Annotated in this window: 16 protein-coding genes and 1 tRNA gene; 9 read left to right on the plus strand and 8 right to left on the minus strand. The window is 62.0% G+C overall.

Annotated elements, in window-relative coordinates; all coding sequences use genetic code 11:
• Positions 1–218: 218 nt before the first annotated feature.
• Both HMPREF2527_RS01500 and HMPREF2527_RS01505 read left to right on the plus strand, forming a co-directional pair.
• Positions 219–306 (plus strand) — tRNA-Ser (locus tag HMPREF2527_RS01500).
• A 118-nt stretch (positions 307–424) separates the two neighbouring features.
• Positions 425–748 (plus strand): type II toxin-antitoxin system VapB family antitoxin, encoded by a 324-nt coding sequence (locus HMPREF2527_RS01505; RefSeq protein WP_005507186.1) that lies wholly within the window; start codon positions 425–427, stop codon positions 746–748.
• Positions 749–891: 143 nt separating this feature from the next.
• Here HMPREF2527_RS01505 and HMPREF2527_RS01510 read toward each other — a convergent pair whose 3' ends face one another.
• Both HMPREF2527_RS01510 and HMPREF2527_RS01515 read right to left on the minus strand, forming a co-directional pair.
• Positions 892–1,587, minus strand: a complete 696-nt coding sequence (locus HMPREF2527_RS01510) for a TetR/AcrR family transcriptional regulator (RefSeq protein ID WP_005509262.1) — start codon at positions 1,585–1,587, stop codon at positions 892–894.
• Between the two features lie 109 nt (positions 1,588–1,696).
• Positions 1,697–2,749 carry an alpha/beta hydrolase family protein gene (locus HMPREF2527_RS01515; RefSeq protein WP_070505889.1) on the minus strand — a complete coding sequence of 351 codons (1,053 nt, stop codon included), beginning with the start codon at positions 2,747–2,749 and terminating at the stop codon, positions 1,697–1,699.
• A gap of 234 nt (positions 2,750–2,983) precedes the next feature.
• Between HMPREF2527_RS01515 and HMPREF2527_RS01520 the strand changes: the two genes are divergently transcribed.
• The 6 genes from HMPREF2527_RS01520 (at position 2,984) to HMPREF2527_RS01550 (ending at position 10,009) form a co-directional block, all read left to right on the plus strand.
• Positions 2,984–3,712: a queuosine precursor transporter gene (locus HMPREF2527_RS01520; RefSeq protein ID WP_070505891.1), complete on the plus strand. Its 729-nt coding sequence runs from the start codon at positions 2,984–2,986 to the stop codon at positions 3,710–3,712.
• 107 nt (positions 3,713–3,819) lie between these two features.
• Positions 3,820–5,274 carry an amino acid permease gene (locus HMPREF2527_RS01525; RefSeq protein ID WP_070505894.1) on the plus strand — a complete coding sequence of 485 codons (1,455 nt, stop codon included), beginning with the start codon at positions 3,820–3,822 and terminating at the stop codon, positions 5,272–5,274.
• Between the two features lie 226 nt (positions 5,275–5,500).
• On the plus strand, positions 5,501–7,006 hold the full coding sequence (locus tag HMPREF2527_RS01530; RefSeq protein ID WP_070505897.1) for an amino acid permease: 1,506 nt from the start codon (positions 5,501–5,503) through the stop codon (positions 7,004–7,006).
• 346 nt (positions 7,007–7,352) lie between these two features.
• Positions 7,353–7,865 carry an acyl-CoA thioesterase gene (locus HMPREF2527_RS01540; protein WP_049340311.1) on the plus strand — a complete coding sequence of 171 codons (513 nt, stop codon included), beginning with the start codon at positions 7,353–7,355 and terminating at the stop codon, positions 7,863–7,865.
• 111 nt (positions 7,866–7,976) lie between these two features.
• The gene (locus tag HMPREF2527_RS01545) at positions 7,977–9,101 is read left to right on the plus strand and encodes a phosphoglycerol transferase (RefSeq protein ID WP_070505899.1); all 1,125 of its coding nucleotides are present in this window, start codon (positions 7,977–7,979) and stop codon (positions 9,099–9,101) included.
• Positions 9,102–9,319: 218 nt separating this feature from the next.
• Positions 9,320–10,009 (plus strand): hypothetical protein, encoded by a 690-nt coding sequence (locus tag HMPREF2527_RS01550; protein ID WP_070505901.1) that lies wholly within the window; start codon positions 9,320–9,322, stop codon positions 10,007–10,009.
• Positions 10,010–10,131: 122 nt separating this feature from the next.
• On the opposite strand, the gene HMPREF2527_RS01555 is transcribed toward HMPREF2527_RS01550, so the two are convergent.
• From HMPREF2527_RS01555 to HMPREF2527_RS01575, 5 genes are all read right to left on the minus strand, one after another.
• Positions 10,132–10,641 carry an SRPBCC family protein gene (locus tag HMPREF2527_RS01555; RefSeq protein WP_070505903.1) on the minus strand — a complete coding sequence of 170 codons (510 nt, stop codon included), beginning with the start codon at positions 10,639–10,641 and terminating at the stop codon, positions 10,132–10,134.
• Positions 10,642–10,673: 32 nt separating this feature from the next.
• Entirely contained in the window at positions 10,674–11,984 is a 1,311-nt protein-coding gene (tgt, locus tag HMPREF2527_RS01560) for a tRNA guanosine(34) transglycosylase Tgt (RefSeq protein WP_049340315.1), read from the minus strand.
• Between the two features lie 184 nt (positions 11,985–12,168).
• Positions 12,169–13,107, minus strand: coding sequence for a Dyp-type peroxidase (locus HMPREF2527_RS01565; RefSeq protein ID WP_070505906.1), 939 nt, complete (start codon positions 13,105–13,107; stop codon positions 12,169–12,171).
• A gap of 152 nt (positions 13,108–13,259) precedes the next feature.
• Positions 13,260–14,522, minus strand: coding sequence for a glycoside hydrolase family 76 protein (locus HMPREF2527_RS01570; protein WP_070505908.1), 1,263 nt, complete (start codon positions 14,520–14,522; stop codon positions 13,260–13,262).
• 162 nt (positions 14,523–14,684) lie between these two features.
• On the minus strand, positions 14,685–15,845 hold the full coding sequence (locus HMPREF2527_RS01575; protein WP_070505910.1) for a pseudouridine synthase: 1,161 nt from the start codon (positions 15,843–15,845) through the stop codon (positions 14,685–14,687).
• Between the two features lie 570 nt (positions 15,846–16,415).
• On the opposite strand from HMPREF2527_RS01575, the gene HMPREF2527_RS01580 reads away from it, so the two are divergent.
• Complete coding sequence (locus HMPREF2527_RS01580) at positions 16,416–17,000, plus strand: TetR/AcrR family transcriptional regulator (RefSeq protein WP_005507171.1); 585 nt, start codon at positions 16,416–16,418, stop codon at positions 16,998–17,000.
• A 284-nt stretch (positions 17,001–17,284) separates the two neighbouring features.
• Here HMPREF2527_RS01580 and HMPREF2527_RS01585 read toward each other — a convergent pair whose 3' ends face one another.
• Complete coding sequence (locus HMPREF2527_RS01585) at positions 17,285–22,894, minus strand: DEAD/DEAH box helicase (RefSeq protein WP_070505912.1); 5,610 nt, start codon at positions 22,892–22,894, stop codon at positions 17,285–17,287.
• Positions 22,895–22,918: the final 24 nt, after the last annotated feature.

The following is a 22,918-nucleotide window of genomic DNA, read 5'->3' on the forward strand; positions in this document are numbered from 1 at the left end:
ATAGTCGCCCCTACCCCCAGCACGGCATGACCCACGCCGACTGGGGAGGAATCCCGCCGCAGCGGGTACGCCTCGACACCCTTATCACCACCCAAAAACAGGGGCACAAGCATCCATAAATGTGCTTTCTGTTATTTTTATTGCTCAGGGCTTGCATGCTTAGCAAAAGCGTAGTAAGGTTTTATTTGTTGCCTACGCAATGCGTAGAAAACATAGCTGGAGGATTCGCCTAGCGGCCTATGGCGCACGCCTGGAACGCGTGTTGGGTTAACACCCTCGGAGGTTCAAATCCTCCATCCTCCGCCACCGATCCCCGGTCTTAGAATCTAAGACCGGGGATTTTTTATACCCCTTGGTACTATTTCTTCAGAACCCCACGGTTACACGTGCCGCCGAGGCGCCCCATACCTGAGAAAGCACCACCATGATTTTCAAAAAAGTAGGCGATAGTCGCCCCTACCCCCAGCACGGCATGACCCATGCCGACTGGGGAGGAATCCCGCCGCAGCAGGTACGCCTCGACACCCTCATCACCACCCAAAAAACCCTCAACCTCGAGACCCTACTCGCCGAAGACTCCACCTTCTACGGCGACCTCTTCCCTCACGTCGTCAAATGGGGAGGCGAACTCTACCTCGAAGACGGCGTGCACCGCGCACTGCGTAACGCCCTGCACCGCCGCGCCGTCATGTATGCGCGCGTACTGGACCTGGACTCCATCTCCCCGGCGCTGCTGCCCGGCGCGTAAAAACCTACTCGCGTAAAAACCTAACCGCGTAAACGCCTACCCGAATACAGAAAATGCCGCGGACCGATGCAAAGAAGCATCAGGTCCGCGGCATTTTTGTGACGTATAACTGAGCTACGTTCCGCTACGCAGAGATACCACGCTTAGGACGCAACCTTCAGGCCCGCCTCCTGCACCGGGGATTGCTCCGGCAGGGACTCCTCGGAATCCAGGCGAACCGGGTTGCCCTCGGCGTCAAAACGCGCGCCCAGGCCCATCTGAATAAAACGGATAGTATTCAGAATCTGGCGCTCACGGGTTTCCTCATCCGGTGCGTCCTCGGCGCGACCGGCGCTTGAGGAGAGGGAGCCGTGCACGAGCATCGCCAGTTCGCGAATGTCGTTCTTCGGAATGTAGTTCTCGGCAATGGCGGCAGAAAGAATATGCGCGAGCACCATCTGCAGCTCGTGAACGTGCTTGCCGAGCTTCGCGTAGGACTCGGGGGAGAGCATGGAGCGCATCGCAGGGCCCGGAGGCAGGTGGCGGCGCGCCAGGTCGTTGATTTGCAAGCGAATGTAGACCGCGAGCTGGTCAATCGGGTTTTCGATGCCCTCCAGGCCGACGCGCAGCTCGTTGAGGAAGCGTTCGGTCTCGTCCAGGGCGTAGGCGACCAGCAGTTCGCCCATGTCGGCGAAGTAGTTGTAGACCGCGGTGCGGCCGATTCCGGCGTTCTTGGCGACGTCGGTCATGGTCAGGCCGGAGAGGCCGCGGTTGTAGAGGATCTCGCCGAAGGAGTTGAGGATGGCGCGCTTGGTGTTTTCGCGCTGGGCGGCGTTGGTTGCTGCAGAAATACGAGGCATAGTGACACTCTACCCCAAATCGTCAGCAAATGACGAATTTATCGAATGTGTCACCAAGAAATTTGCCCAATCCATGCGAATTTTCACAAATATGACAGAACGACCGGCACTACAAGAAGCCCAAACGCGTAGCCACCGCCAAATCAGCACCCACCAACGACGCAATCGGATACCCCGTATGGCCACGCCCCGGAGTCACCTGCAACAAAGTCCGTGCCCCCAAACCCTCGTAGAACGCGCTACCCTCCTGCACCGCAATCCGCGCCGACCAACTCCCCTCAGAACTCGTCGCCATACGCCGACGACCCGACGGCGAGCGCCCATCCAGCACACCCACATGCCAACTCATCAACAGGTGCTCATGAGAGGAAGGATTCAACGCCGCCCGTTCACGCACCTGTGCCGGCACACCGTCGGCACCGCCGCCACCGATAAAAGTGGCGCCGCCTCCGCGAATCCACTCAATATCGTGCGACAGTAGCTCGTAGCTGAGGAACTCCGCGCCGCCCGAATAGCCCGCAAGCCACACGCGGCTCATATCCACCCCGTACGCCAGGGCAATCCCTTCAATGAGAGCGCGGACCATCCTGCCGTTCGAACGGGCGCGAACCCACCAGTTATAGGTCAGCGGAGGCGCATAAGAATCACCATCGGTCAGGCGCGGCTCCCGCAGACTACCCGGCGACAGCACCGGCACCGACAGCATATTGAACTCAGCCGCCACCTGCGCCAGCTCGGCACGCAGGGGGGAAGTTCGGCGCAACAGGCGGCTACCGGCACGCGAGAGATGATCACCATCAAAATAGAACAGCACACCGGGCGCAGACTCAGAATCGGTCAGAAGATACAGGTTATCGACCCGATAGTAGATATTGCGCCCGCGATGCGTAAACGATCGGTAACCGAGTAGCTCAGACGAAGCCAGAAGCACTGGCTCTAGCAGGGAAGCTCCGGTGCGCACAGCCTGCGCCGCATAGGTGAACAGCGGATGCAGACGCGGAATATGCGCGCTCAGCCGCCGCTGGTTACGGTGCCGCCGCCTCCGCACCTGCTGTGAAGAACCCCGTACCGACCGCCGAAGCGAGGCGCGTAGCGCACGCCCCGCCCCCAGCAGGGATACCACCTGCTCAGTGCGGTGAATTCCGTGGCCCAGATTCTTCATACATTTATTGTAAATGTGCGGTCAGGAAGGCTGGCGGGGTGGTCATGAGCGTCCACACTCTTGAACGAAGCCCGTAAACCTGCCGCCGCCACGGCATATAGGTACTATTAGATAGGCTCGGGTGGCAGACGAGCCGGTGAGTAGCGCCCTGCATAGCGCACTCACCCACCACACGTGAGGGCTCGTACCCTACGTGAAGAAACACATCGCATGAAGAAAGACTTGGGGAAAGTAATGGCTAAACCCGTTAGCGAATCTAAGGCTCAGACGAGCACCGTTACGGTGCCCTGGGCTGGTCGCCGCGGCTACTTTGATCTGCTGCTGGGCGCATCCTGCGTCATCCTGATCATTTCGAATATTGGTGCAACCAAGGGCGTGGAGTTCGGCCCGCTGCCCTTCGAGCTGCCCCTCATTGGTAACACCATCGTCACCGACGGTGGTTTCTTCCTCTTCCCGCTCGCCTACGTGATTGGCGACCTTCTTTCAGAGGTGTACGGCTTCAAGCGTGCCCGCCGCGCGATTGTAGCCTCCTTCGGCTCGGCTGCTTTTGCTGCCCTGTGCTTCTTGCTGATCGTGCACCTGCCCGCTGCGAGCTTCTACACCGGCCAGGAGGCATTCGCTAGCGTACTGGGCCCGGTCTGGCAGATTTTTGCGGGCTCCCTGCTCGGTTACCTCTTCGGTCAGACCCTGAATGCCTGGGTCATGGTGGCAATGAAGAAGGCAGGCAAGGGCCGTTTCCTGTGGCTGCGTATGATTGTCTCCACCCTGGTTGGTGAGCTGCTCGACACCCTCATCTTCTGCTCCATCGCGGCACCGGTGCTCGGCATCGACACCATGGAAGCATTCATCAACTACGTACTAATCGGTTATATCTACAAGTGCCTGGTCGAGGTGATCCTCATGCCGATCAGCTACCCGATTATTGGTTGGTTCAAGCGTCACGAACTCGAGTACGTGGCATAAGCTAACCTCCTGACAGCTGATGTGCAGAGCCGCCCGGCCTAACGCCTGGGCGGCATTGCCATTTCAGCTTTATTCAATACACAGCATGTCTAAGAAAGAGATACGTTATGTCTAAACTGCAGGGGAACACCCCCGCGCAGTCGGAGAAGAACGACTCGTTGAATCGTTCCCTCTCCCACGGCCAGTTGACCATGATTGCGATGGGCTTGGCGCTGGGTACGGGCCTGTTCCTGGGCTCCTCCTCCGCCATTAAAATTGCGGGCCCTGGCGCAATCCTCTCTTACGCTATTGGTTCGATGATTGCGGCAACCATTGCTGCCTGCGCGGGCGAAATGTCCGTGCGTCACCCCGTCCAGGGCGGTTTCGGTACCATTGCGAGCCGATACCTGAACCCCTTTAGCGGCTACCTGACTCGCTGGGCGTATTGGGCGTGCACCGTGCCGCTGGCTGGTGCTGAGCTGGTGGCGGTTGGCCACTACATGGCGTACTGGTTCCCGGACGTTCCCCTGGCTGTGTTCGTCGCCCTCTTCGGCGCGATTATTCTGGTGCTGAACCTGGTGAGCGTGAAGTCCTTCGGCGCGCTGGAGTTCATGCTCTCTTCGATTAAGGTTTCTGCCGTCATCGTGTTCATGGTGATTGGTGTACTGCTGGTGTTCGTGGGTCTGCCCGGCCACGCCGCGGCGGGTACCGCAAACCTCGTGAACGACGGCGGCTTCCTGCCCAACGGCCCGGCATCCATCTGGATTTCGATGGCTGTTGTCATGTTCTCCTTCGGCGGTGTGGAAATGATTTCTCTCTCCGCAGCGGAGGCGAAGGACCCGGCACGCTCGGTGGCAACCAGCGTGAAGGCAATGATTTGGCGCCTGTCCACCTTCTACGTGGTGTCCATGGCAATTATTCTGTGCCTGGTGCCCTGGCAGACCGCCGCACAGAACTCGGAGCTGACCGAGTCGCCGTTCGTGCTCGTCTTCTCTGAACTGGGTATCCCCTTCGCGGCGGACATCATGAACTTCGTGGTGCTCGTTGCTGCGCTCTCTGGCGCTAACGCCTCCCTGTACGCGGCAACTCGCCTGCTGCACGCCCTGGGCTCTGACCGCATGGCTCCCGCAGTGGCTGCCCGCACCTCCTCGCGCGGCGTGCCGGTCGTGGCCCTGCTCATCTCCTTCACCGGCGTTGTCGTGGCAACCGTGATGGCTGTTGCCAAGATTGGTGACATCTTTGCCCTGCTCATGGCGCTGGTGACCCTGTGCATCCTGATTGTGTGGATCATGATTCTGCTGACCTACCAGGCGTACAAGAAGGACCAGAAGGACGCCTCCTCCTTCACCGTGCTGGGTGGCCGCGTCACCGCAGGTCTGGCTCTGGCGGGTGTTCTGGCGACCCTGGCGGCAATGTTCATGCTGCCTGGCTCGGGCGTTCAGGAATCGATCATGGTCGGCATCGTCTTCTTCGTGCTGATTTCTATTGGCTACGCCATCTCCTCGAAGGTTCAGGGCGGTTATGAGCGCCCCGACCTGGACGCTATGCACGCCGACGAGAACACCAGCGCGGCACAGCACTAAATAAAGCCTCGCGAGGCTAAAACATAAAAGGCACCGGATGGGGGAGCACCCCCGTTCGGTGCCTTTTCGCTTTTGTACCCTAGACGGCGCTGTTCTGAGCGGTGTGAGTGTGCCCGTAGAATAGTTAACTATTCGTACCCGTCAACGAGGCTAGAAGCCGCAGAAGCCGGGTGCGAGCACACATTGCACATCACGCCCCTAAGGCGTACTGACGGAAGGCACCTTCGTGTCCCACAACGACGATACCCGCAGCCACGCTGCAGCGGGGACCGCCGGATCGCGCACCCTGAAGCGTTCTCTGTCCCACGGACAGATGACCATGATCGTGATGGGTTCCGCGCTCGGTACGGGCCTCTTCTTGGGTTCGGGCACCGCCATTGCGATGGCTGGTCCCGCGGTCATTCTCACCTACGCTATTGGTTCTGCGCTCGCTTCGGTGATTGGCGCGGCAACCGGTGAAATGGCGGTTCGCTACCCTGTCCGCGGCGGTTTCGGTACTATTGCTACCCGCTACCTGGGCCCCTTCGCGGGCTTTTTGACTCGCATCGCCTACTGGACGGCGACTGTGCTGATTGCCGGTGTTGAGCTGGTGTCGGTTGCGATGTACTTGAATTATTGGTGGCCGCAGCTTCCGCTGTGGGCGGGTATTGCCGCGTTTGGTGTGGCGCTGATTGTGCTGAACCTGACCAGCGTGAAGTCTTTCGGCATGTTGGAGTTCTTCCTGTCTTCGATTAAGGTCATTTCGATTGTTGCCTTCCTGCTGGTGGGCCTGTGCCTGGTTTTCTTCGGTCTGCCCGGTCACGCTGCGGTGGGTACCGCGAACCTCTTCAACGACGGCGGTTTCATGCCTAACGGCCCCCAGTCGGTGTGGCTGTCGCTGGCTGTTGTGATGTTCTCCTTCGGCGGTATTGAGATGATCTCGATCTCTGCTGCGGAGGCGAAGGACCCCTCCCGTTCGGTGCGTTCCTCGGCGAAGGCGATGATGATTCGCCTGGCGACCTTCTACGTGCTGGCAGTTCTGATTGTTGTGGCTATTATTCCGTGGCGTTCGGCGTCGGGCCTGGGCGACGCGGTGGAAGCTTCCCCGTTCGTTCTGGTCTTTGAGCAGCTGGGTGTGCACGGTGTGGCGCACTTCGTGAACTTTGTGGTGCTGATTGCGGCGCTGTCGAGCGCGAACGCGAACCTGTACGCGGGTACGCGTCTGATGCACTCGCTGGCGGTTGACGGTATGGCGCCTATCCAGCTGGCTCAGGTGAACCGTGCCGGCGTTCCGGCGCGTGCGGTATGGCTATCAACCAGCGGTATGGTGATTGCTATTCTGCTGGCTCTGTACAGCCCGAAGGAAGCGTTCCTCTCCATGATTTTTGTGATTATGGTGTGCGCGCTGACCGTGTGGGTTCTGATTCTTTTCGCGTACATCGTGTACAAGCGTGTTGAGCCGGCGACCGATGGTTTCCGCCTGTGGGGTGGCCAGTTCACCGCAGCGGTGGGAGTTCTGCTGCTCTTCGCGGTGTGGGTTGCGCTCTTCATGGTGCGCGGTTCCATGGTTCCGGCAATTGTGGGCGTGGGCTACTTTGTGGTGCTGAGCCTGCTGTACTTCGCCCGTATTCGCCACACTCACATGATTGATGAGCAGACCTTCGTGGAGGCTCAGAAGGCAACCGGTGAGTATGACGCCATGAAGTACGACGCTGATCATGCCCTGGAGACTGCGGCTAAGCTGGGCCGTTAAGGTTCTGTAGCTGCCGGGAGAGCCGGTGCTGGGGCCTGCAGAGACTCCAACACAGTAATAAACGAAAAATACGGAAAATTTCTGGAATTCCTCGTAATAAAACCGTAAAAATGCAGTTGGCCCTCAGAGTGGGGTCTATCATAGACAGTGAACCGTATGATCTTGTATGCGTTCAAATGTCTGTGTGTTGGATGAGGCTCGAAAGCATCGTAGCTTTCGAGCCTCATCGCTTTAACTACCAAATATATTTCTAGCCCCCGAATCATCATCAGCTGATTCATTTGCTGTACCTTGCGGATTCGTACGAATAGCCCCCTCAAAGCGGCGGGGGAGTAGAGTTAAAACCATGCAAAGCCACGAAAAGAACCGCGAAAACACCCCCGCCCCTGAGGCCGGTACCACCGACGAACTGCTGGTGCACGTACCCGCACGCTGGGGCGATATGGACGCCTACGGGCACGTCAACAACGTTGCCATCCTCTCGGTCATGGAAGAAGCCCGCGTGGCGCTCTTCGGCCCACCGCCCTCCTCCGGGCAGAAGCCCACCGTGGCACCGCAGCCTCCGATTCCGCTTTTCGACCTGGTTGCCGAGGGTGTGCAGGCACTCATTGCCGAGCACGGCATCCGCTACCTGGCTCAGCTGCCCTACACTGGTGAGCCCGTGCCGGTGCGCCTGAGCGTGGAGAAGGTCAGCGCCGCATCCGTGCGTATTGGCTACTCGATTCTCTCCCCGGTGGACGGCCGCGAGTGCGTGCGTGCCTTTACCGTGCTGGCGTTCTGGGATTCGGTTGTGGGTCGTTTGACCCGTCTGAGCCCCGAGCAGCGTGAGCTGTTGAGCTCCTACCTGCCGCAGAAATAGGGGTAGATACCGGCGCTCCGCTGTAATAAACCGGTCTTGAACGGGGTCAAGCGTATGCTTTAAATACCTTCTGCAAAGGGTGCAAAAGGTTCATTCCCGGGAGAGATAACAATGTCGTTCCACCACACTCAGGCAGACTCCGCCAGCCGGGGTCGCCGCACGATGCGCGCCACCGGATGCGCCGCCGCCCTGCTCCTCGCCCTGACCGGCTGCTTTGGCGGTTCTCAGAGCGAAAACTCTTCGTCGAGCCCCAGCCCCTCCAACACGGCTAACCACTCGCAGTACCCGCTCCCTTCCTCCACCGCGTCCCCGTCACCGACGAAGAAGACCGAGCCGACCGTCACCGAGACTCGGGTGTCAGCCCCCGCAGAGAGCGCCGAGGCGAAGGCGTCCGAGTCCTCCGCACCCGCTGAGGCGAAGGCAACCTCCGCAACGGTCGCAAACCCCACTGTCGCTGCGCCGCCCCGTGCGCCCGAAAAGGTGGAGGCTGAGCGCGCCTCCGCCGGCGAGCGCTGCGGACACATCGGACGTAAGGGCTACCTGAAGACCGGCGCGGAAATCATGGTGCTGCGCGGTACCGTGGACTGCGCCCACGCCCTGGACGTGCTGACCGAATACGTCACCACCCCGCGTGCCGACGACAACCTGACCCAGCACCAGGTGGCGAAGGTTCAGGATGCCACCTGCTACTGGAACCCGCAGTACGAGATGGCTGAGAACCGTCGCGAGGATCGCGGTGCCCCCGAATGCACTATTGGCGATGATGTCGCCTTCGTGGCTCGCCTGGACAATCCGGATGCTCCCCAGATTCCCTTCCTCATGGAGCCCTCCTACTACGATTCCGGTGCCGGCTACTACCGTTTCAAGAGCGATGACGAGCGCACCCTCTGCGAGCTGAACCCCGCGGACGGAACCCTGGTGTGCGAGCGCCGCACCGGCGAGCAGACCGGCAACGGTAACGGTGCTGTCGGCCGCACTTTTGCCGGTCCGGTGGAGGTGACTCGCATGAACTTCCTGACCGGCGCCAGCGAGGTGAATACCGTGAATGAGTCCTCGGCTCTGCACGCGGAAACCACCACCGCAAACACGAAGATAATGCACGCCTTGGATGTGGTGATCTTGCCCGTTGCTGAGGGCAAGCAGCTGACCTGCTTGGGCGAGATTGAGACTGGCTCGATGACCTGCCATGACGGGAACGGCCGCACTATTACGGTCGGTGGCAGGCGAGAAGGATAAGCGCCCGCGTCAGAGTTAATGAGCTGTCAATGAGTTGTGAAGAGCCAAGGAGGGGCTTCCCGCACTGCCGGGGAGCCCCTCTTATTGCGCTGTGCCTCTACCCGCTGTGTCCTAGCGGGGGCACCCTGTGGGTTCCTAAGATGCCGTATAGCTAGCTCACAGGTAGCGTCTTTAGAATACTGGTTAGGAACCCGAACCGATGACGCAGAAAGGTCACCATGCATCCGGCACAGAAGCACTCTACCCAGACTTCTTCTACTACCCTCCGTACCGCTCAGCGCTACAGCCCCGTAGCGCTCGGTGCCACGCTCCTGCTGGCGCTGTCGGCATGCTCCGGAGGCGCAACCACCGCCTCCCCGAGCGCCACCGCAATCCCTAGTCCCAGCGCTACGAGCGCGAAGGCGACCCCCACTCGCACCGTAACGGTCACTGAAAGCACCCCGACTGCCGGTACCGTGCACACCCCCACCGCGGCGGCTACCGTGAGCCCCGGAACCATCACCACCGCAAGTCCCGCGGCGACCGCGCAGGCGAGCGCGGCGTCGAGCCCTTCCGCATCGGCTAAGGCGAATACTTCGGCGAAGGCGTCGAGCACCGCGAGCCTGTCCAGCTCGGATGTTCAGTCTGCGGGCGGTAGCTGCGGCAGCATGGACGCTACTGGCTACCTGAAGCACAACGCTACGGTTCAGGTGACCTCGGGTGCGGTGGATTGCCTGTTTGCGCGTGAGCTGATCCGCCAGTTTGTGGTGCAGAACCCCGCCGAGGTGACCGATAAGGCGAATGGTGAGCGTACCGTCATGTCGGCGCGCTGCTACTGGAAGCCGGGCGACGGCGCGGATCGTGCGACCCCCGAGTGTGTGTCCCTGGATGGTGGCAGCACCGTCATTACCGTGAAGCTGACCAACTAGTTTACGATTCCCACCCGGCAAGGCACGGGTATTAAACACAAGCGCCGCGTTGACGTATCATTCGTCAACGCGGCGCTTTAGTATTCCCACCCGCAGGCGGGCAGAATCAGAGCTGGTGCGAGTTAGAACTCTCCGCGGGCACGGGTGGCAAGCACGTTATCCAGGCGGGCGAAGGTCGAACGCCAGGTGGTGCGTACCTCCTCGTGAACCGAGGCGGGCATGGGGCCAATCTCAATAACGATGCGGGTACCGGCTCCCACGCCGTCGGCGGTAATCACGGTTTCGGGGAAGAAACGGTGACGCTGGTACACCAGCACGCTACCGGGGTTGCCCAGGTGGTCGGGCAGCTGCTCTGCGTATTCGAGCTCCTTGAACGGTTCAATGCTCAAAAAGCGGCTCTGCAGAATGCAGGACACCGAGGGGTCAACCTCGTTGATCATGGACAGGCGCTGCAGACCGCCGACGACGGGCTCCACGACTACGTCGGTGGGGCGCACGTGCCAGCCGGCGGGGCCGTACCAGCGAACCAGCAGTTCGGGGTCCAGGTAGGCGCCGAAGACGTCCTCGACCGGGGCTGCAATCTCGTGGTCGAAGACGAGAAGCTCCTCATCGGGAACATGAGTGATGCTCATAGGGTTCTCCTTAAACGGGTTGAAGAGCGGGTTTAGGGCTTCTTGCCGGAGTAGTAGTTGCCGAGGAACTCGTCACGGTACTCGAAGTAGGTGCCGTCCTTGATGGCTTCGCGGGCGTCGTCCACCATGCGCACGATGAAACGCTCATTGTGGATGGAGGCGAGGGTTGCCGCCAGACGCTCGTCCGCCTTGAAGAGGTGACGCAGGTAGGCGCGGGTGTAGTGGGTGCAGGTGTAGCAGTCGCAGCCCTCGTAGATGGGCGAGAAGTCCGCCTTGAAGCGCGCGTTGGTGATGTTGTAGCGGCCGGTGGGGGAGTAGACGGCTGCGTTGCGTGCCACGCGGGTGGGGGAGACGCAGTCGAAGGTGTCTACACCGTTTTCGATGCCGACGAAGATGTCGTCGGGTTCGGAGATGCCGAGCAGGTGGCGGGGCTTGGATTCGGGCAGCTCTTCGGCGCACCAGCGCACGATGGTGCCGAGGTTTTCCTTCTCGAGCGCACCACCGATGCCGAAGCCGTCGAAGGGCATGGAGCCCAGGTCCTGGCATGCCTTGCGGCGCAGGTCCTCGTACTGGGCACCCTGAATGACGCCGAACAGCGCCTGGTAGGGCTTGCCCACGCGCTCAGTGGTCAGGCGCTGGTGCTCAGCGATGCAACGCAGCGCCCACAGGCGGGTGCGTTCGAGCGCCTCCTCCTGGTAGCCGCGGGAGTTGTAGAGGGTGGTCAGCTCGTCGAAGGCAAACATGACGTCGGCACCGATCTGGTGCTGAACCTGCATGGACACCTCGGGGGTGAATCGGTGAATCGAGCCGTCAATATGCGACTTGAAGTTCACGCCGTCGTCGTCAATGTGGGCGAGGCGCTCTTTACCCTTCGCCACGTCGTCGTCACCGAGGGGGCGGCCGTCGGCGCCCTTAGCGCCCGCGACGGTACCCATGTCGATCACCTTCTTGAAGCCGGAGCCCAGGCTCATGACCTGGAAGCCGCCGGAGTCGGTGAAGGTGGGGCCGTCCCAGTTCATGAATGCACCCAGGCCGCCTGCTGCGTCGAGGATTTCGGGGCCGGGCTGCAGGTACAGGTGGTAGGCGTTGGAGAGCAGAGCCTGAGCGCCGAGCTCCTTCATGGATTCGGGTAGGACCGCCTTGACGGTTGCCTTGGTGCCCACGGGGGTGAAGGCGGGGGTCTGGATCTGTCCGTGCGGGGTGGTGATGACACCGGTGCGTCCGCGGAACTGTCCGCCGTTGGCTTCTACACGTTCAGCGCTGGGGGAGGCGGTGTCCGCCAGGCGGCTGGTGATGGTGAAGCCAAAGTCCTCGGTGGGGAAAGAGTTATCTAGAACGCTCATTCTTCTCTCGATTGTTTGCTTTCCGTCTGAATGTCTATACCCTAGCCTACCGGAAAACCCCGCCTCTCTCGCCGGAGGCGGGGTTTTCGCGGGTACCGTCAGGCTAGGGTACAGCCAGGCTGAGGTACAGGCAGACTAGGGTACAGGCAGGGTGGCTGGGTTTAGCTCGCCCTAGCCGGTGAAGTTAGCCGGCGAAGTCGCCGAGCATGTCCACAGTCGGCACGAAGAAGAGGGTGCCGGTCACCGCGGTGCTGAAATCCAGCAGGCGGTCGTAGTTGGCGCCGTCCACTCCCATGAACATGTTCATGAGCATCTTCCTGACGGTCGAGAAGGTGCTGGCGTAGCAGATGAAGTAGGTGCCCAGCTCGTTGTTGCCCACGGTGCCGAAGGGCATGTTGTCGCGAATGACCTTGAAGTCGTCACCGATATTGGCGATGGCGGAGTGCGAGTTGGCGGGCTTTTCGTCCTCGCTCATCTCGATGTCGTCGTGCTTGGAGCGGCCGATGACCTTCTCCTGCTCGGAGACGGGCAGGGCATTCCATGCGGTCATGTCGTGAATGTACTTCTGCACGAATTGGTAGCTGCCGCCCTTGTACATGGGGTCGTTGTCACCGATGAGACCGAAGTATTCGCGTGCCGCGGGGGTCTGCGGGTTTTCGGTGCCGTCCACAAAACCGATGATGGAGCGGCCGTCCCAGTAGCGGAAGCCGTGCACCTCATCCGCGGTCTCAGCAATATCGCGTAGCGCCGCAGTAATAGCGGAGGCCATATCGTAGGCGACGGACGGCTGGGTCGCACGGATGTGGAAGTGCAGATCACCGGGAGTGGACACCGCGGTGTGCTTGGGGCCCCTAATCTCCTCAAATTCTTCGAGCTCCTGCGGCAGGGGCTTGGGCAGATCCAGGGTCAGCCACGCGCTGTGGCTAATGCCCAGAACAACGTTAGCGTTCTCGGGCGAGTAGCGGTTCGCGGCGGTGTGGTTGAGGTTAATGACGAGCCCGCAGAGGTTCTGGAACCCCTCAATGAGCGCATCCTGAGAGGTGCCTTCCTTGAACTTCCAGACCATGAAAATGGTGTTAGCGTTCGGGCTGGCAGTGACCTGTTGTGATTCTGGTGCAAGCATAAAATTCACCGTACGCCCGTGTACACGCCCCCGCAATGAATCTAGCCCTAACCTTCTGCACAGGCCCTAACCTTCTGCACTGAAGGGAGAAGATGAGGGCTGGGGGCAAAGAACAGCAGGGTTTTAGAAGCCGTACTTTAGAAACTGTGCTTTTAGAAACTGTGGGAGGCGAGGTGACGCGCATGCGCCAGACGCGCCGCCGTCTCAAAAATGGTCCACGCCTGCACCTGAGTGGACAGCTCCACCGGTGCACCGGGCTTCACAACCTTGCTCATCGGCTCGGTGAACCGCGGGGAGAACTGCACGAGCGCCTTACCGCGAATCTCATTCGGGTCAATGCCGTACTCGTTCATCGGCAGGTTGGGGTCGAACTCGCGGCGACCCTCCCACAGGGCGCGTGCGGTCGAGTACACCAGGTTCGAGGCGAGCGCTCGCGCCTCATCGCTGAGCAGCGGCGAGGATGCCGCCATGCCCAGGTAGCGCACGAGAATGCCGGTGAACAGGCCGCCGTCGCCGTCGCCGTGCGAGATGAGGATGCGGCGGCGCGCACCGGAGAGGAACTCCACCTCTTCGGTCATGTGCTTGACGATGCCGACGATGAGGCGCTCTGCGCGTTCTGCGGGGTCCACCTCGCAGGGCACGCCGGAGGCGGCGAGGCTCAGCAGGGCACCCAGGGCGGTTCCCTGGTTGTAGGTGTATTCGCCGCGTTCGTAGTCGTACTCGTCGCCGCGCACGTTCACACCGTCAATATAGAGCGAACGTTCTGCATCCCAGAGGGTTTCATTCATCCAGTCCATCAGCGCGGCGGCAGTCTTCGGGTCGCCCGCGCGCACATACGCCAGGGCGGTCGGCGCGGTCGCCGCAGCATTCACGAAATCACGCTTGGACTTGCGCCAACTCATGCCACCCACCGGGGAGAAGCCCTTTGCCAGCTGCTCGAAGAGAGCCGCGCCGGCATCCTGAGCGGCAACATCGTTCGCACCGGTCAGCTCAATGCAGAAGGAGTTCATGCGGCCCACCGCGAGGGTCAGCCATGCCATATCGTCAAAGTAGTCGTTCGCGAAGCGGCCGTAATTACGCACGTTAATGCCGCGCAACAGCGCGCGGGCACGGTGCAGCTCCTCCTGGGCGGCAGTAATATCGCCCTCGCGCAGGTGACGCTGACCGGCATCAATCACACAGTCCAGCAGGTGCGCCTGCCACCAGTAGTGCCAAGCGTTCAGACGCTGGCTCAGCGGGCGCGGGTCGGGCACCTGCACCGAACCGATGAGGGCGCCGGGAACGCCAAGAATACGGTGCACGAAGGTGTCGGTAACGCTGGCGGCTGCGGCAGCGGCATGCGAGGAGGTGCGCTCGGCGTACTCGCTAATCGACTCCAGAGACTGCGCGTTGTGGGAAGACGGCTGGGAATTCATGGACCCTCTGTAGTTGCGGTGAAGTATTACGTCTGAATTATCCCACTTTTTGCCCTCTGAGCGCCCGGATGCTGTGGGCGGGCTCTCGGGTGTGATTCCTTTTCGAGAGACCGCCGAGAAGATGCACCGCAGGGAACGGGGTGAACGCCATTCAAAAACCAGTTAGGAGGCGGCAGTGAGTGAGCGGCCACTGTACAAATCCACTCGCTCGCCGGTGATGGGATGCTTAAAGTGCAGGCTGTACGCCAGCAACTGCAGCGGGTACTCCGGGCGGTCTGGCGCGTCGGGTAGCACCTGCGGGTAGAGCACATCGCCCAGAATGGGGGAGCTGAGCATATTCAGGTGCGCCCGCAGCTGGTGCGTTTTGCCGGTGTGAGGCGCCAAATCATAGAGCGCCCATTCTCTATTCGGTTCCGCGCGCCACCCCTCAACCGCCTGCGCACTCGGAGTGAAAGTCCGCAGAATCTTCACGGTCGTCAGCGTATTCGGCTCCACACCCTGCGCCGCGCACTCTTGCTCAGAAAGCTGCTGAACCTGCAGCTGATCGCGAATCTTCTGAATATGCGAACGCACCTGCAGTCCCTCCGCACTCAACGCCTGCTCGGCGGCGGCGGCGGGAACCGGCGCCACGGCACGGTAAGTCTTCGACACCTGACGGTGCTGAAACATCATCTGGAAGGGGCGGCGCGCCTCCACGGTCTTGGCAAAAAGCAGCACGCCCGCGGTTGGGCGATCCAGGCGGTGAATCGGAATCAGTAGCGGGTTCTGCTCGCGCACCCGTAGCTTGGTCAGCGCGGTCTGCGCAATATAGGCGCCGCGCGGGGTGGTCGGCAGAAAATGCGGCTTATCAATCGCCAGCACGTGCTCATCCTCGTAGAGCACCGGCATGTCGGAGGGTAGCTGCGGCTCATCCGCAAGCTCGCGGAAATACCAGATGCGCTCACCCGGCATATAGGGGCTATCGCCGGTCAGGATCGTGCCGTCGTCCAGGCGCACCTCACCGGTATTAAAGCGGGCGTAAATAATCTGCGGGTCGTTCGGGTAGAAGCGCGCAATCAGGTAATCCGCAATGGTTGCCGGAGCCGTATTGTTCGGTGCGGTGTTGTTCGGTGCAGTTTTGCTCGGGGCGAGCTCGGCGGAGAGCTCCTCCACGCGCGGCAGGATCAGCTGAATCGGGTCGATACCGTTCTTCTGAGCCAGCGGAGGGGCCAGCAGACGGCGATGCGTGCGGCGTGCAGGCTTTGCCTGATAGGCGGGCTGTATTCCCTGCTGTGTATCGGGGCGCGCGATAGGCAGCGGGCGTGCGGTGTTCTGTGCGGGCATGGCTCTACTCTACCGCCTGGGCGGGGTAGGTTCGGAGGCAAGCTGGAGGCGTACTGAGTGAGTTGGGCTGAGCTACGTGCGGGTGGAAATATTGCCGTGGGCTTGGGTGTGGGGTTGCGGAAGACAGTTTTGTCTGACACTCATGAATGTTTGTGTGAATATGTGGAACAGAAAACGAAAACTTCACAAATTTTTGAAATTATTGGACATTTAATTTAAAAAAACTACATTAATTTTACAAAAAATAGCGTTTAAGTGCGGTATTTTCGAAAATGCTGTCAAATCATAAATCAATAACCCTCAATTTAGCCCCTTTGGTTTTTCTAAGTATAAAAGATGTAAAGCAATTAAAGACATGCTAACCTGGGCACCCTACGTCATAAACACCTTAATAAAGGCTGAAAGTAGCCTTAAAGCGGTACGATTAAGACACAGAAGTTCGATATTTCGAACGAAGGGGTCGAAATGGGACAGAAACAGCGCAAGGATGCAGAGGTTAAAGGAACACCCCCAAATACAGCGGTGCAATCGGACAATTCCAAAGCACCGGAAAATGCGATAGGAGAGGTTATGGAACATTCACAAAAGAATGCGGAGCCTCGCACCGGTGCCCTGCGTATGGAGCCGCACGAACGCGAAGAGCAAATTCTGAAAATCGCTGCAGAACATTTCGCTCGCCGCGGCGTGCTCGGTGCCTCCATGAGCGCTATCGCCCGCGATGCAGGCATTACCCGCGCCCTGCTCTACCACTACTTCCCCGGCAAGGACTCCCTGGCGGCCGCTGTCACCCGACGCGAAGCCAACGCAGTCCTTGAGGCCCTGGGCGAGCATCACGAAAACCCCGAAGAGGCGTTGCGCAATGCGCTACGCACGTACTTCCTCGTCGTAGCCGGTGTCCCCACCCCCGGTGGGGAGGACTTCCCGAACAACCCTACCGACTACCTCGAATGGATGCTTGAACGCACCGGCATGCCGATTAATGACCGCACTCGCGTCATCCTCGGAGGCTGGTTGCAACTCGTCGACTACTTCGCCATGCACGTCGTGCAGCTCAACCCCCGCGATCAGCGCACCGTTCGCTCCCGCGGGCTCGGGCTCGAAGAAGCCATCGACCTGTGCCTGGGGGCCGTTGACACCCTCACCGGCGGCTACTAGCCACCTCAAGAGGTGACAGGTCTACACAGGACTTCCCGCTCCGATGTTTGGTTATGTGCTCCACGGCAAAGATGACGTGGACATCCGGGCGGTTATTCCTCCGCTACGCCGCTTGCGACGTGGTGGACTCCGGGAACACCACCCGGTTCGTGAGTAGGGAAACATAATGCCCCGTACCCCCTTCCGTGAGGGTGCGGGGCATTGTGATGCTCAAGTTGAGGTTGAAGAAAATAGTTTTACTCTGAGGCTAAGCTTGAGGCTCGGGCTAAATGGAACGGCGCAGTCTAAATGGAGCGGCGTAGCGATAAGCCGCGAACCGTCGCATAGAAACCCTGCGCCTGCAGCGCCGCACGCAGCGCCTCCACCGGATGCTCCACAACCTCGCCGCCGGATACGCCCAATATGGATGTGCTCACCGTGTGGGTGCTCAAAAGCTCCACATCGTTGACCTTCTCCACCGAAATCTTCTCCGCACCACCGGCGGACACCAGGCGCGCCAGGGCGGGGGCTGCCGCCTCCAGAAGTACCGGGTCGGTGGTGAAAGCCAGCAGGGTCTTCGCGCCACGCTCCACATACAGCACCGGTGCGCCGTCCACCAGCACCACGCAGGCACCCGCCTTGCGTGCCGGGCGGTGCTTCACGGTGCCCTCGCCCTCGTGCGCAAAGGAGGGAATCGCGGGCCAGCTCAGCGCCGCACCGTACGGGTTCGCCGGGTCGGTCGCCGCCAACAGGGTCACCGTGAACGTGCCGTACACCCGCTCCGTATCGGTACGCTGCGGGGTGTAGGCACTCGCACCAAAACCCTGTGTCGCGCCAAAACCCTGTGGACTTGCGGGAACACTGAGGCTATCGGCGGTAGAACGCAGCAGGTCCACCGTCGCGGGGGCGGCAAACTGCGCCGCGCCCAAACCCTCAATAAAGTAGCCGCGACGCACCAGCGCACGATCCTCAGCCGCCGAATAAATCCGGTACAGCTGCGAGAATCCGCCGGTAGAATCCTCCACCTGCAGGCACCCGCGAGTCAGCACACCGTAGCGGTCCAGCAGCAGGTCGGCGCGTGCGAGTGCCGCAACCGTCGCCTCCACAGGCTCCTGCAGTAGCGTGTCCACGCGTGAGAAGCGGCCGCTATCCTGCGGGGCAACGGCGGGAGCGGCGCCATGGAACCCGCCGCGCAGGGAACGCAGACCACGCCCGGTGGCAGGCGCAGAGTAGCCGCTGGAACTATAGCTATCAGCGCCGTAACCGCCGGCCAAGCCGTTACCCATGGAGGCGCGCGCCGCCGCAATACGACCCGCACCGCGGCGACCCACTCGCGACAGGCGCGCAGGGGTTGCCGGAGTCGGATGCGCACTGCGGACACCCGCAAGCATCGCCCGAACTGGCGCGAAACTATCGTTCGTCACCGCACCAGCCCACACCAGGCGCCACAGCGCCGCCGAAATCTCCGCCGTATCCGGGAAAGTCACCACCTGACCGGCTGGTGCCGCCGCGCTCATCAGCTGCGCCACCCGCTCACGTAGCGCCGGCACGAACAGGCCGCCGTGAGCCAGCGCCTCATAGATGGCGTGCTCCAGCGTGCCCGGAGCCTGCAGTGCCTCCCAAAGCTCGGGGTTCTCCGCGCGCAACAGCTGCTCCGGGTAGTCCTCACCCAGGGTCAGCGAGGAACTCTCGCTCAAGTGCAGGCGAATCCAGCCGTCAGACTTCTGCGCGCTACCGCCGCCGAGCTGCCCGGCGCCGGTGAAGAACACCCTGCCGCTTGCCATCAGCTCGTCCAGCATGTGCGGCTGGTAGCCGGGCACGCGTGCCGGAAGAATCAGCGTCTCCAGCGCGGAAGCCGGTACGCGCACACCCGCCAGCTGGTCGATGGTGGTGAGCAGATCCTCCGTGGCGGAGGCGGAATCTTGTCCCGTATGTTCTGCGCCGTGCTCAGTCATCGGGGTGGGTGCCATCGGGTTGGGTGTTGCCGAGCCGAGGGGCGCCACCCTCTCGCCTACCACCGTGGCAGCGCGGCGGGAAGGGATGAAGGCACCGTAGGCGCTCGCCTCCGGCAGGGTTTGCGCAACCCGCACGGATAAAGAACGAACGTTCTGCCACGAGGGTAGGAATACACCATAGACCTGCGCCGATACCGGCTCAATCTCCTCACGCAACGCCGCCAGAGAACGGGCACGAATCGTGCGCAAAACCTGCGCATCCACCCACTCAACACCGGCAGACCCCAAAGCACGCAGCACCTCGGGCAGGAACTCGCCGGAGCTCAGACGGCGCTGCTGCTGAAGACGCTGCAACACCGGAGTCAGCACGCCCACACCCACCGGGGTCAGGCGCGAAAAATGCTCTGCCGCCTGCTGCGCCGTAAAGGGAATATGGGTGCGCGCGTAGCGAGAAACCAGATCCTCCAAAGGCTCCGCAACCGGCTCCAAAAGGGCAACAGGAAGCGCCGCGGCGGGCATAATGCCCAGCCCATCGCGCAGACGCGCGGCATCCTCAACCGCCGCATAGTACAGCTGCGGCTCGGCGGAACCGTCGGCAGCTCCCATGTCGGCAGCTCCCATGAACGAGAACGCACGGCGCGAGCGCACCAGCTCCTCCGCCAGGGCGCGCGCCTGATCCGTGCTGGCGTGCGCGCCGTACTCCTCGCCGTAGTGTTCAGAGTCCTCGGACTCGCCTAAATCTTGAGAACCGTGTGCCGCCGCCTGCAAGCTGTCAGCCCGCAAACGCAGGCTCAATTCCCGCGCGCTCAACGGGCCCAGCTGACGCAACAAATCCGCCACGCCCTCCACACCGCAGGCGCGGTAACGCTCACCCGTGCGCTGCAGACGCTGCTGAGTCTGCACCAGAACCGCCGGGTCCAGTAGCTCGCGCAGACCGCTCGACCCCAGCAACTCAGCCAGCAGAGCCGGGTCCAGCGAGAGCGCGGCGGCGCGGCGTTCGGCGGCGGGCGCATCGCCGTCGTAGAGGTGCTCGGCAACGTACTCAAAGAGTAGGGTGCGCGCAAAAGGCGAAGGGTCGTTCGTCTCAACTTCCAGCATGGACACCGCCCGAGACTGCAACGAACGGTGTACCTGAACCAGCGCCGGAACATCGTACACATCCTGCAGGCACTCGCGTGCCGTCTCCAAAAGCACCGGAAAATCAGGGTACTTACGCGCCACATCCAGCAGCTGCGCCGCACGCTGACGCTGCTGCCACAGCGGGGTGCGCTTACCCGGATCACGGCGCGGCAACAGCAGGGCACGCGCCGCATTCTCACGGAACCGAGACGCAAAAAGCGCCGAATCGCCCACGCGTTCGGTGACAATCGCCTCCAACTCATCCGGGTCGAAAAGGAACAGGTCAGCGCCGGGTGGCACATCCTCCATGGCGGGCAGGCGCAGAATCAAGCCGTCATCACTCGCCATGACGGAGGCGTCCACCCCGTACCGCTCTTCGATGCGGGCGCGCACCGCCAGCGCCCAGGGTGCGTGCACCCCGTAGCCGAGCGGCGAGTGCAGGACCACGCGCCAATCGCCCAGTTCGTCGCGGTGCCGCTCCACGATCATGCGGGTGTCGGAAGGAACCGCCCCGGTGGATTCGCGCTGCTCACGCAGGTAGGCGAGCAGGTTATCGACCGCCCAGGTGTCCAGTCCGAGCTGTTCGAGCTGCTGGCGGGCGGCGGCGCTATCGGTGGCGTCCAGGCTGGAGAGGGCGCGCGTGAACGCACCCGTCTGCACGCCCAGGGCGTAGGGGCGGCCCATGCGGTCGCCGTGCCAGAAGGGTAGGCGCGCGGGCTGACCGGGTGCGGGGGAGACCCGTACCGCGTCGTGCGTAATTTCTTCAATGCGCCAACTGCTCGCGCCGAGGGTGATGACCTCGCCGGCGCGGGATTCGTACACCATTTCTTCGTCGAGCTCACCCACACGCTTGGGGCCGCGCTCTTCATCGCCGCTGACCAGGTAGACGGGGAAGAGCCCGCGGTCGGGAATCGTGCCGCCGCTGGTGACGGCGAGGCGCTGCGCACCGGGGCGGCCCTCAATACTTCCGGAGGGTGCCTCCTCGGTGGGGGTGCGGTCCCAGATGATGCGCGGGCGCAGTTCGGCGAACTCATCGGAGGGATAGCGTCCGGCGAGCATTTCGAGCACGGAGTCGAAGAGGGCGCGCGGTAGCTCGGCGTAGGGTGCGCTGCGGCGTAGCGCCTCGTACCAGGAGTCCACGCTGATGGGGCCCAATGCGCAGGCGGCGACGGTCTGCTGTGCGAGTACGTCCAGGGGGTTGGTGGGGACGGCAAGCGGTTCGAGGGTTCCGCTGCGCATTCCGGCGAGGGTGACGGTTGCACCGAGCAGGTCGCCGCGGTGCTTGGGGTAGAAGAATCCGCGCGAAATTTCGCCCACGCGGTGTCCGGCGCGACCCACGCGCTGCAGCGCGGAGGCAACCGATGGAGGCGCCGCCACCTGGATTACGAGGTCCACGTGACCCATGTCGATACCCAGCTCCAGGGAGCTGGTGGCGACCACGCAGCGCAGGGTTCCGCCCTTGAGCGCCTCCTCGATGAGGGTGCGCTGTTCCTTGGATACGGAGCCGTGGTGCGCACGGGCGAGCGGCGGCACCTCGGCGATGTCGCAGATGCCTGCCGCATAGTCTTCGGGATCAATTCCCTGCTTCGCGAGGACGCGGCGCAGGTGAATATCGTTGAGTGCCGCGGTGAGTTTTTCCGCTAGTCCGCGCGAGTTAACGAAAACAATCGTAGAACGGTTGTTCTCAATATGGTCGACGATGCGCTCCTGCACACGCGGCCAGATGGAGGTCTCGGGGCGCTCGCTATCGGCGGTGTCTCGCAATGCCTTTTCGCGCAGCTCCCCTTCGTGCAGTGCTCCCTCACGCAATGCCTCTTCCTGGATGGTGAGCGTATTTTTGGGCGCGGTGTTATCGCCCTGTCGCGCCGGGTTTGCTTGCCCAGTTTCTTGCGCGGGTTCCTGCGCCAGGTTTGCCTGCCCGGGGAATACGCCAATGGCATCTTCCAGCGTGTAGGGCGTGCTTGCCGGGGTATTCGCTGCGCTGGGGGCAGGCTGTGCCGCGCCCTGCGCCGAGCCGGCAGAAGTTGAGCCCCCGCCGCCCGGCACCTCCGAGGGCGCATATTCTGATGGGGCGTAGAGCCCCTGCCCGTAGTCGTTGGCGCCTCCGAGCGCCGCCATATCGGGCACGGGTACACTCAGGCGCAGGTCCCATTCTTTGGCAACCGGGCGGCTCATGATGGTCACCGGCTGAATGCCACCGAGGAACCGGGCGACCGCCTCCGGGTTTTCGACGGTTGCGGAGAGACCAATGCGCTGTGCGGGCTTTTCGAGGAGCGCATCGAGGCGTTCGAGGGATACTGCCAGGTGCGCGCCGCGTTTGGTGGCGGCAAGGTTGTGAATCTCATCCACGATCACGGTGGTCACGCCGGCGAGGGTGTTGCGGGCGGCGCTGGTGAGCATGAGGTAGAGGGATTCAGGGGTGGTGATGAGAATGTCGGGTGGGTTGCTGATGAGTTGGCGGCGTTCGCGTGCGGGGGTGTCGCCGCTGCGCACGCCCACGGTGATGCTCGGCTCGCCAGTGTCGTTGCCGCTCAGGCGGGTGATTCCGGCGAGGGGCGCGCGTAGGTTGCGTTCGACGTCCGCACCGAGTGCTTTGAGGGGTGAGATGTAGAGGATGCGCGTGCCGCCTGCAGTTCCGGCTTCGTGTTCGCGGTGCAGGGCGTCGAGTGCCCAGAGGAAGGCGGCGAGGGTTTTGCCGGAGCCGGTGGGGGCGATGATGAGGGTGTTGTTGCCGTTGCGGATGCTCTCCCATGCGCCTTCTTGGGCGGCGGTGGGTGCGCTGAAGGTGGCGCGGAACCAGTCGCGTACGGGTGCGGAGAAGTGGGAGAGTGCGTCGGTCATGTATCTATTATGGCGGGGTTTATG

The sequence above is a fragment of the Rothia sp. HMSC071B01 genome (assembly GCF_001808945.1).
Taxonomy (GTDB): Bacteria; Actinomycetota; Actinomycetes; order Actinomycetales; family Micrococcaceae; genus Rothia.

What these genes read in the sequence shown, in the direction of transcription:
- HMPREF2527_RS01505 (WP_005507186.1), top strand. Translation starts at nt 425, where the DNA reads ATGATTTTCAAAAAAGTAGGCGATAGTCGCCCCTACCCCCAGCACGGC.
- HMPREF2527_RS01510 (WP_005509262.1), bottom strand. Translation starts at nt 1,587, where the DNA reads ATGCCTCGTATTTCTGCAGCAACCAACGCCGCCCAGCGCGAAAACACC.
- HMPREF2527_RS01515 (WP_070505889.1), bottom strand. Translation starts at nt 2,749, where the DNA reads ATGAAGAATCTGGGCCACGGAATTCACCGCACTGAGCAGGTGGTATCC.
- HMPREF2527_RS01520 (WP_070505891.1), top strand. Translation starts at nt 2,984, where the DNA reads ATGGCTAAACCCGTTAGCGAATCTAAGGCTCAGACGAGCACCGTTACG.
- HMPREF2527_RS01525 (WP_070505894.1), top strand. Translation starts at nt 3,820, where the DNA reads ATGTCTAAACTGCAGGGGAACACCCCCGCGCAGTCGGAGAAGAACGAC.
- HMPREF2527_RS01540 (WP_049340311.1), top strand. Translation starts at nt 7,353, where the DNA reads ATGCAAAGCCACGAAAAGAACCGCGAAAACACCCCCGCCCCTGAGGCC.
- HMPREF2527_RS01545 (WP_070505899.1), top strand. Translation starts at nt 7,977, where the DNA reads ATGTCGTTCCACCACACTCAGGCAGACTCCGCCAGCCGGGGTCGCCGC.
- HMPREF2527_RS01550 (WP_070505901.1), top strand. Translation starts at nt 9,320, where the DNA reads ATGCATCCGGCACAGAAGCACTCTACCCAGACTTCTTCTACTACCCTC.
- HMPREF2527_RS01555 (WP_070505903.1), bottom strand. Translation starts at nt 10,641, where the DNA reads ATGAGCATCACTCATGTTCCCGATGAGGAGCTTCTCGTCTTCGACCAC.
- tgt (WP_049340315.1), bottom strand. Translation starts at nt 11,984, where the DNA reads ATGAGCGTTCTAGATAACTCTTTCCCCACCGAGGACTTTGGCTTCACC.
- HMPREF2527_RS01565 (WP_070505906.1), bottom strand. Translation starts at nt 13,107, where the DNA reads ATGCTTGCACCAGAATCACAACAGGTCACTGCCAGCCCGAACGCTAAC.
- HMPREF2527_RS01570 (WP_070505908.1), bottom strand. Translation starts at nt 14,522, where the DNA reads ATGAATTCCCAGCCGTCTTCCCACAACGCGCAGTCTCTGGAGTCGATT.
- HMPREF2527_RS01575 (WP_070505910.1), bottom strand. Translation starts at nt 15,845, where the DNA reads ATGCCCGCACAGAACACCGCACGCCCGCTGCCTATCGCGCGCCCCGAT.
- HMPREF2527_RS01580 (WP_005507171.1), top strand. Translation starts at nt 16,416, where the DNA reads ATGGAACATTCACAAAAGAATGCGGAGCCTCGCACCGGTGCCCTGCGT.
- HMPREF2527_RS01585 (WP_070505912.1), bottom strand. Translation starts at nt 22,894, where the DNA reads ATGACCGACGCACTCTCCCACTTCTCCGCACCCGTACGCGACTGGTTC.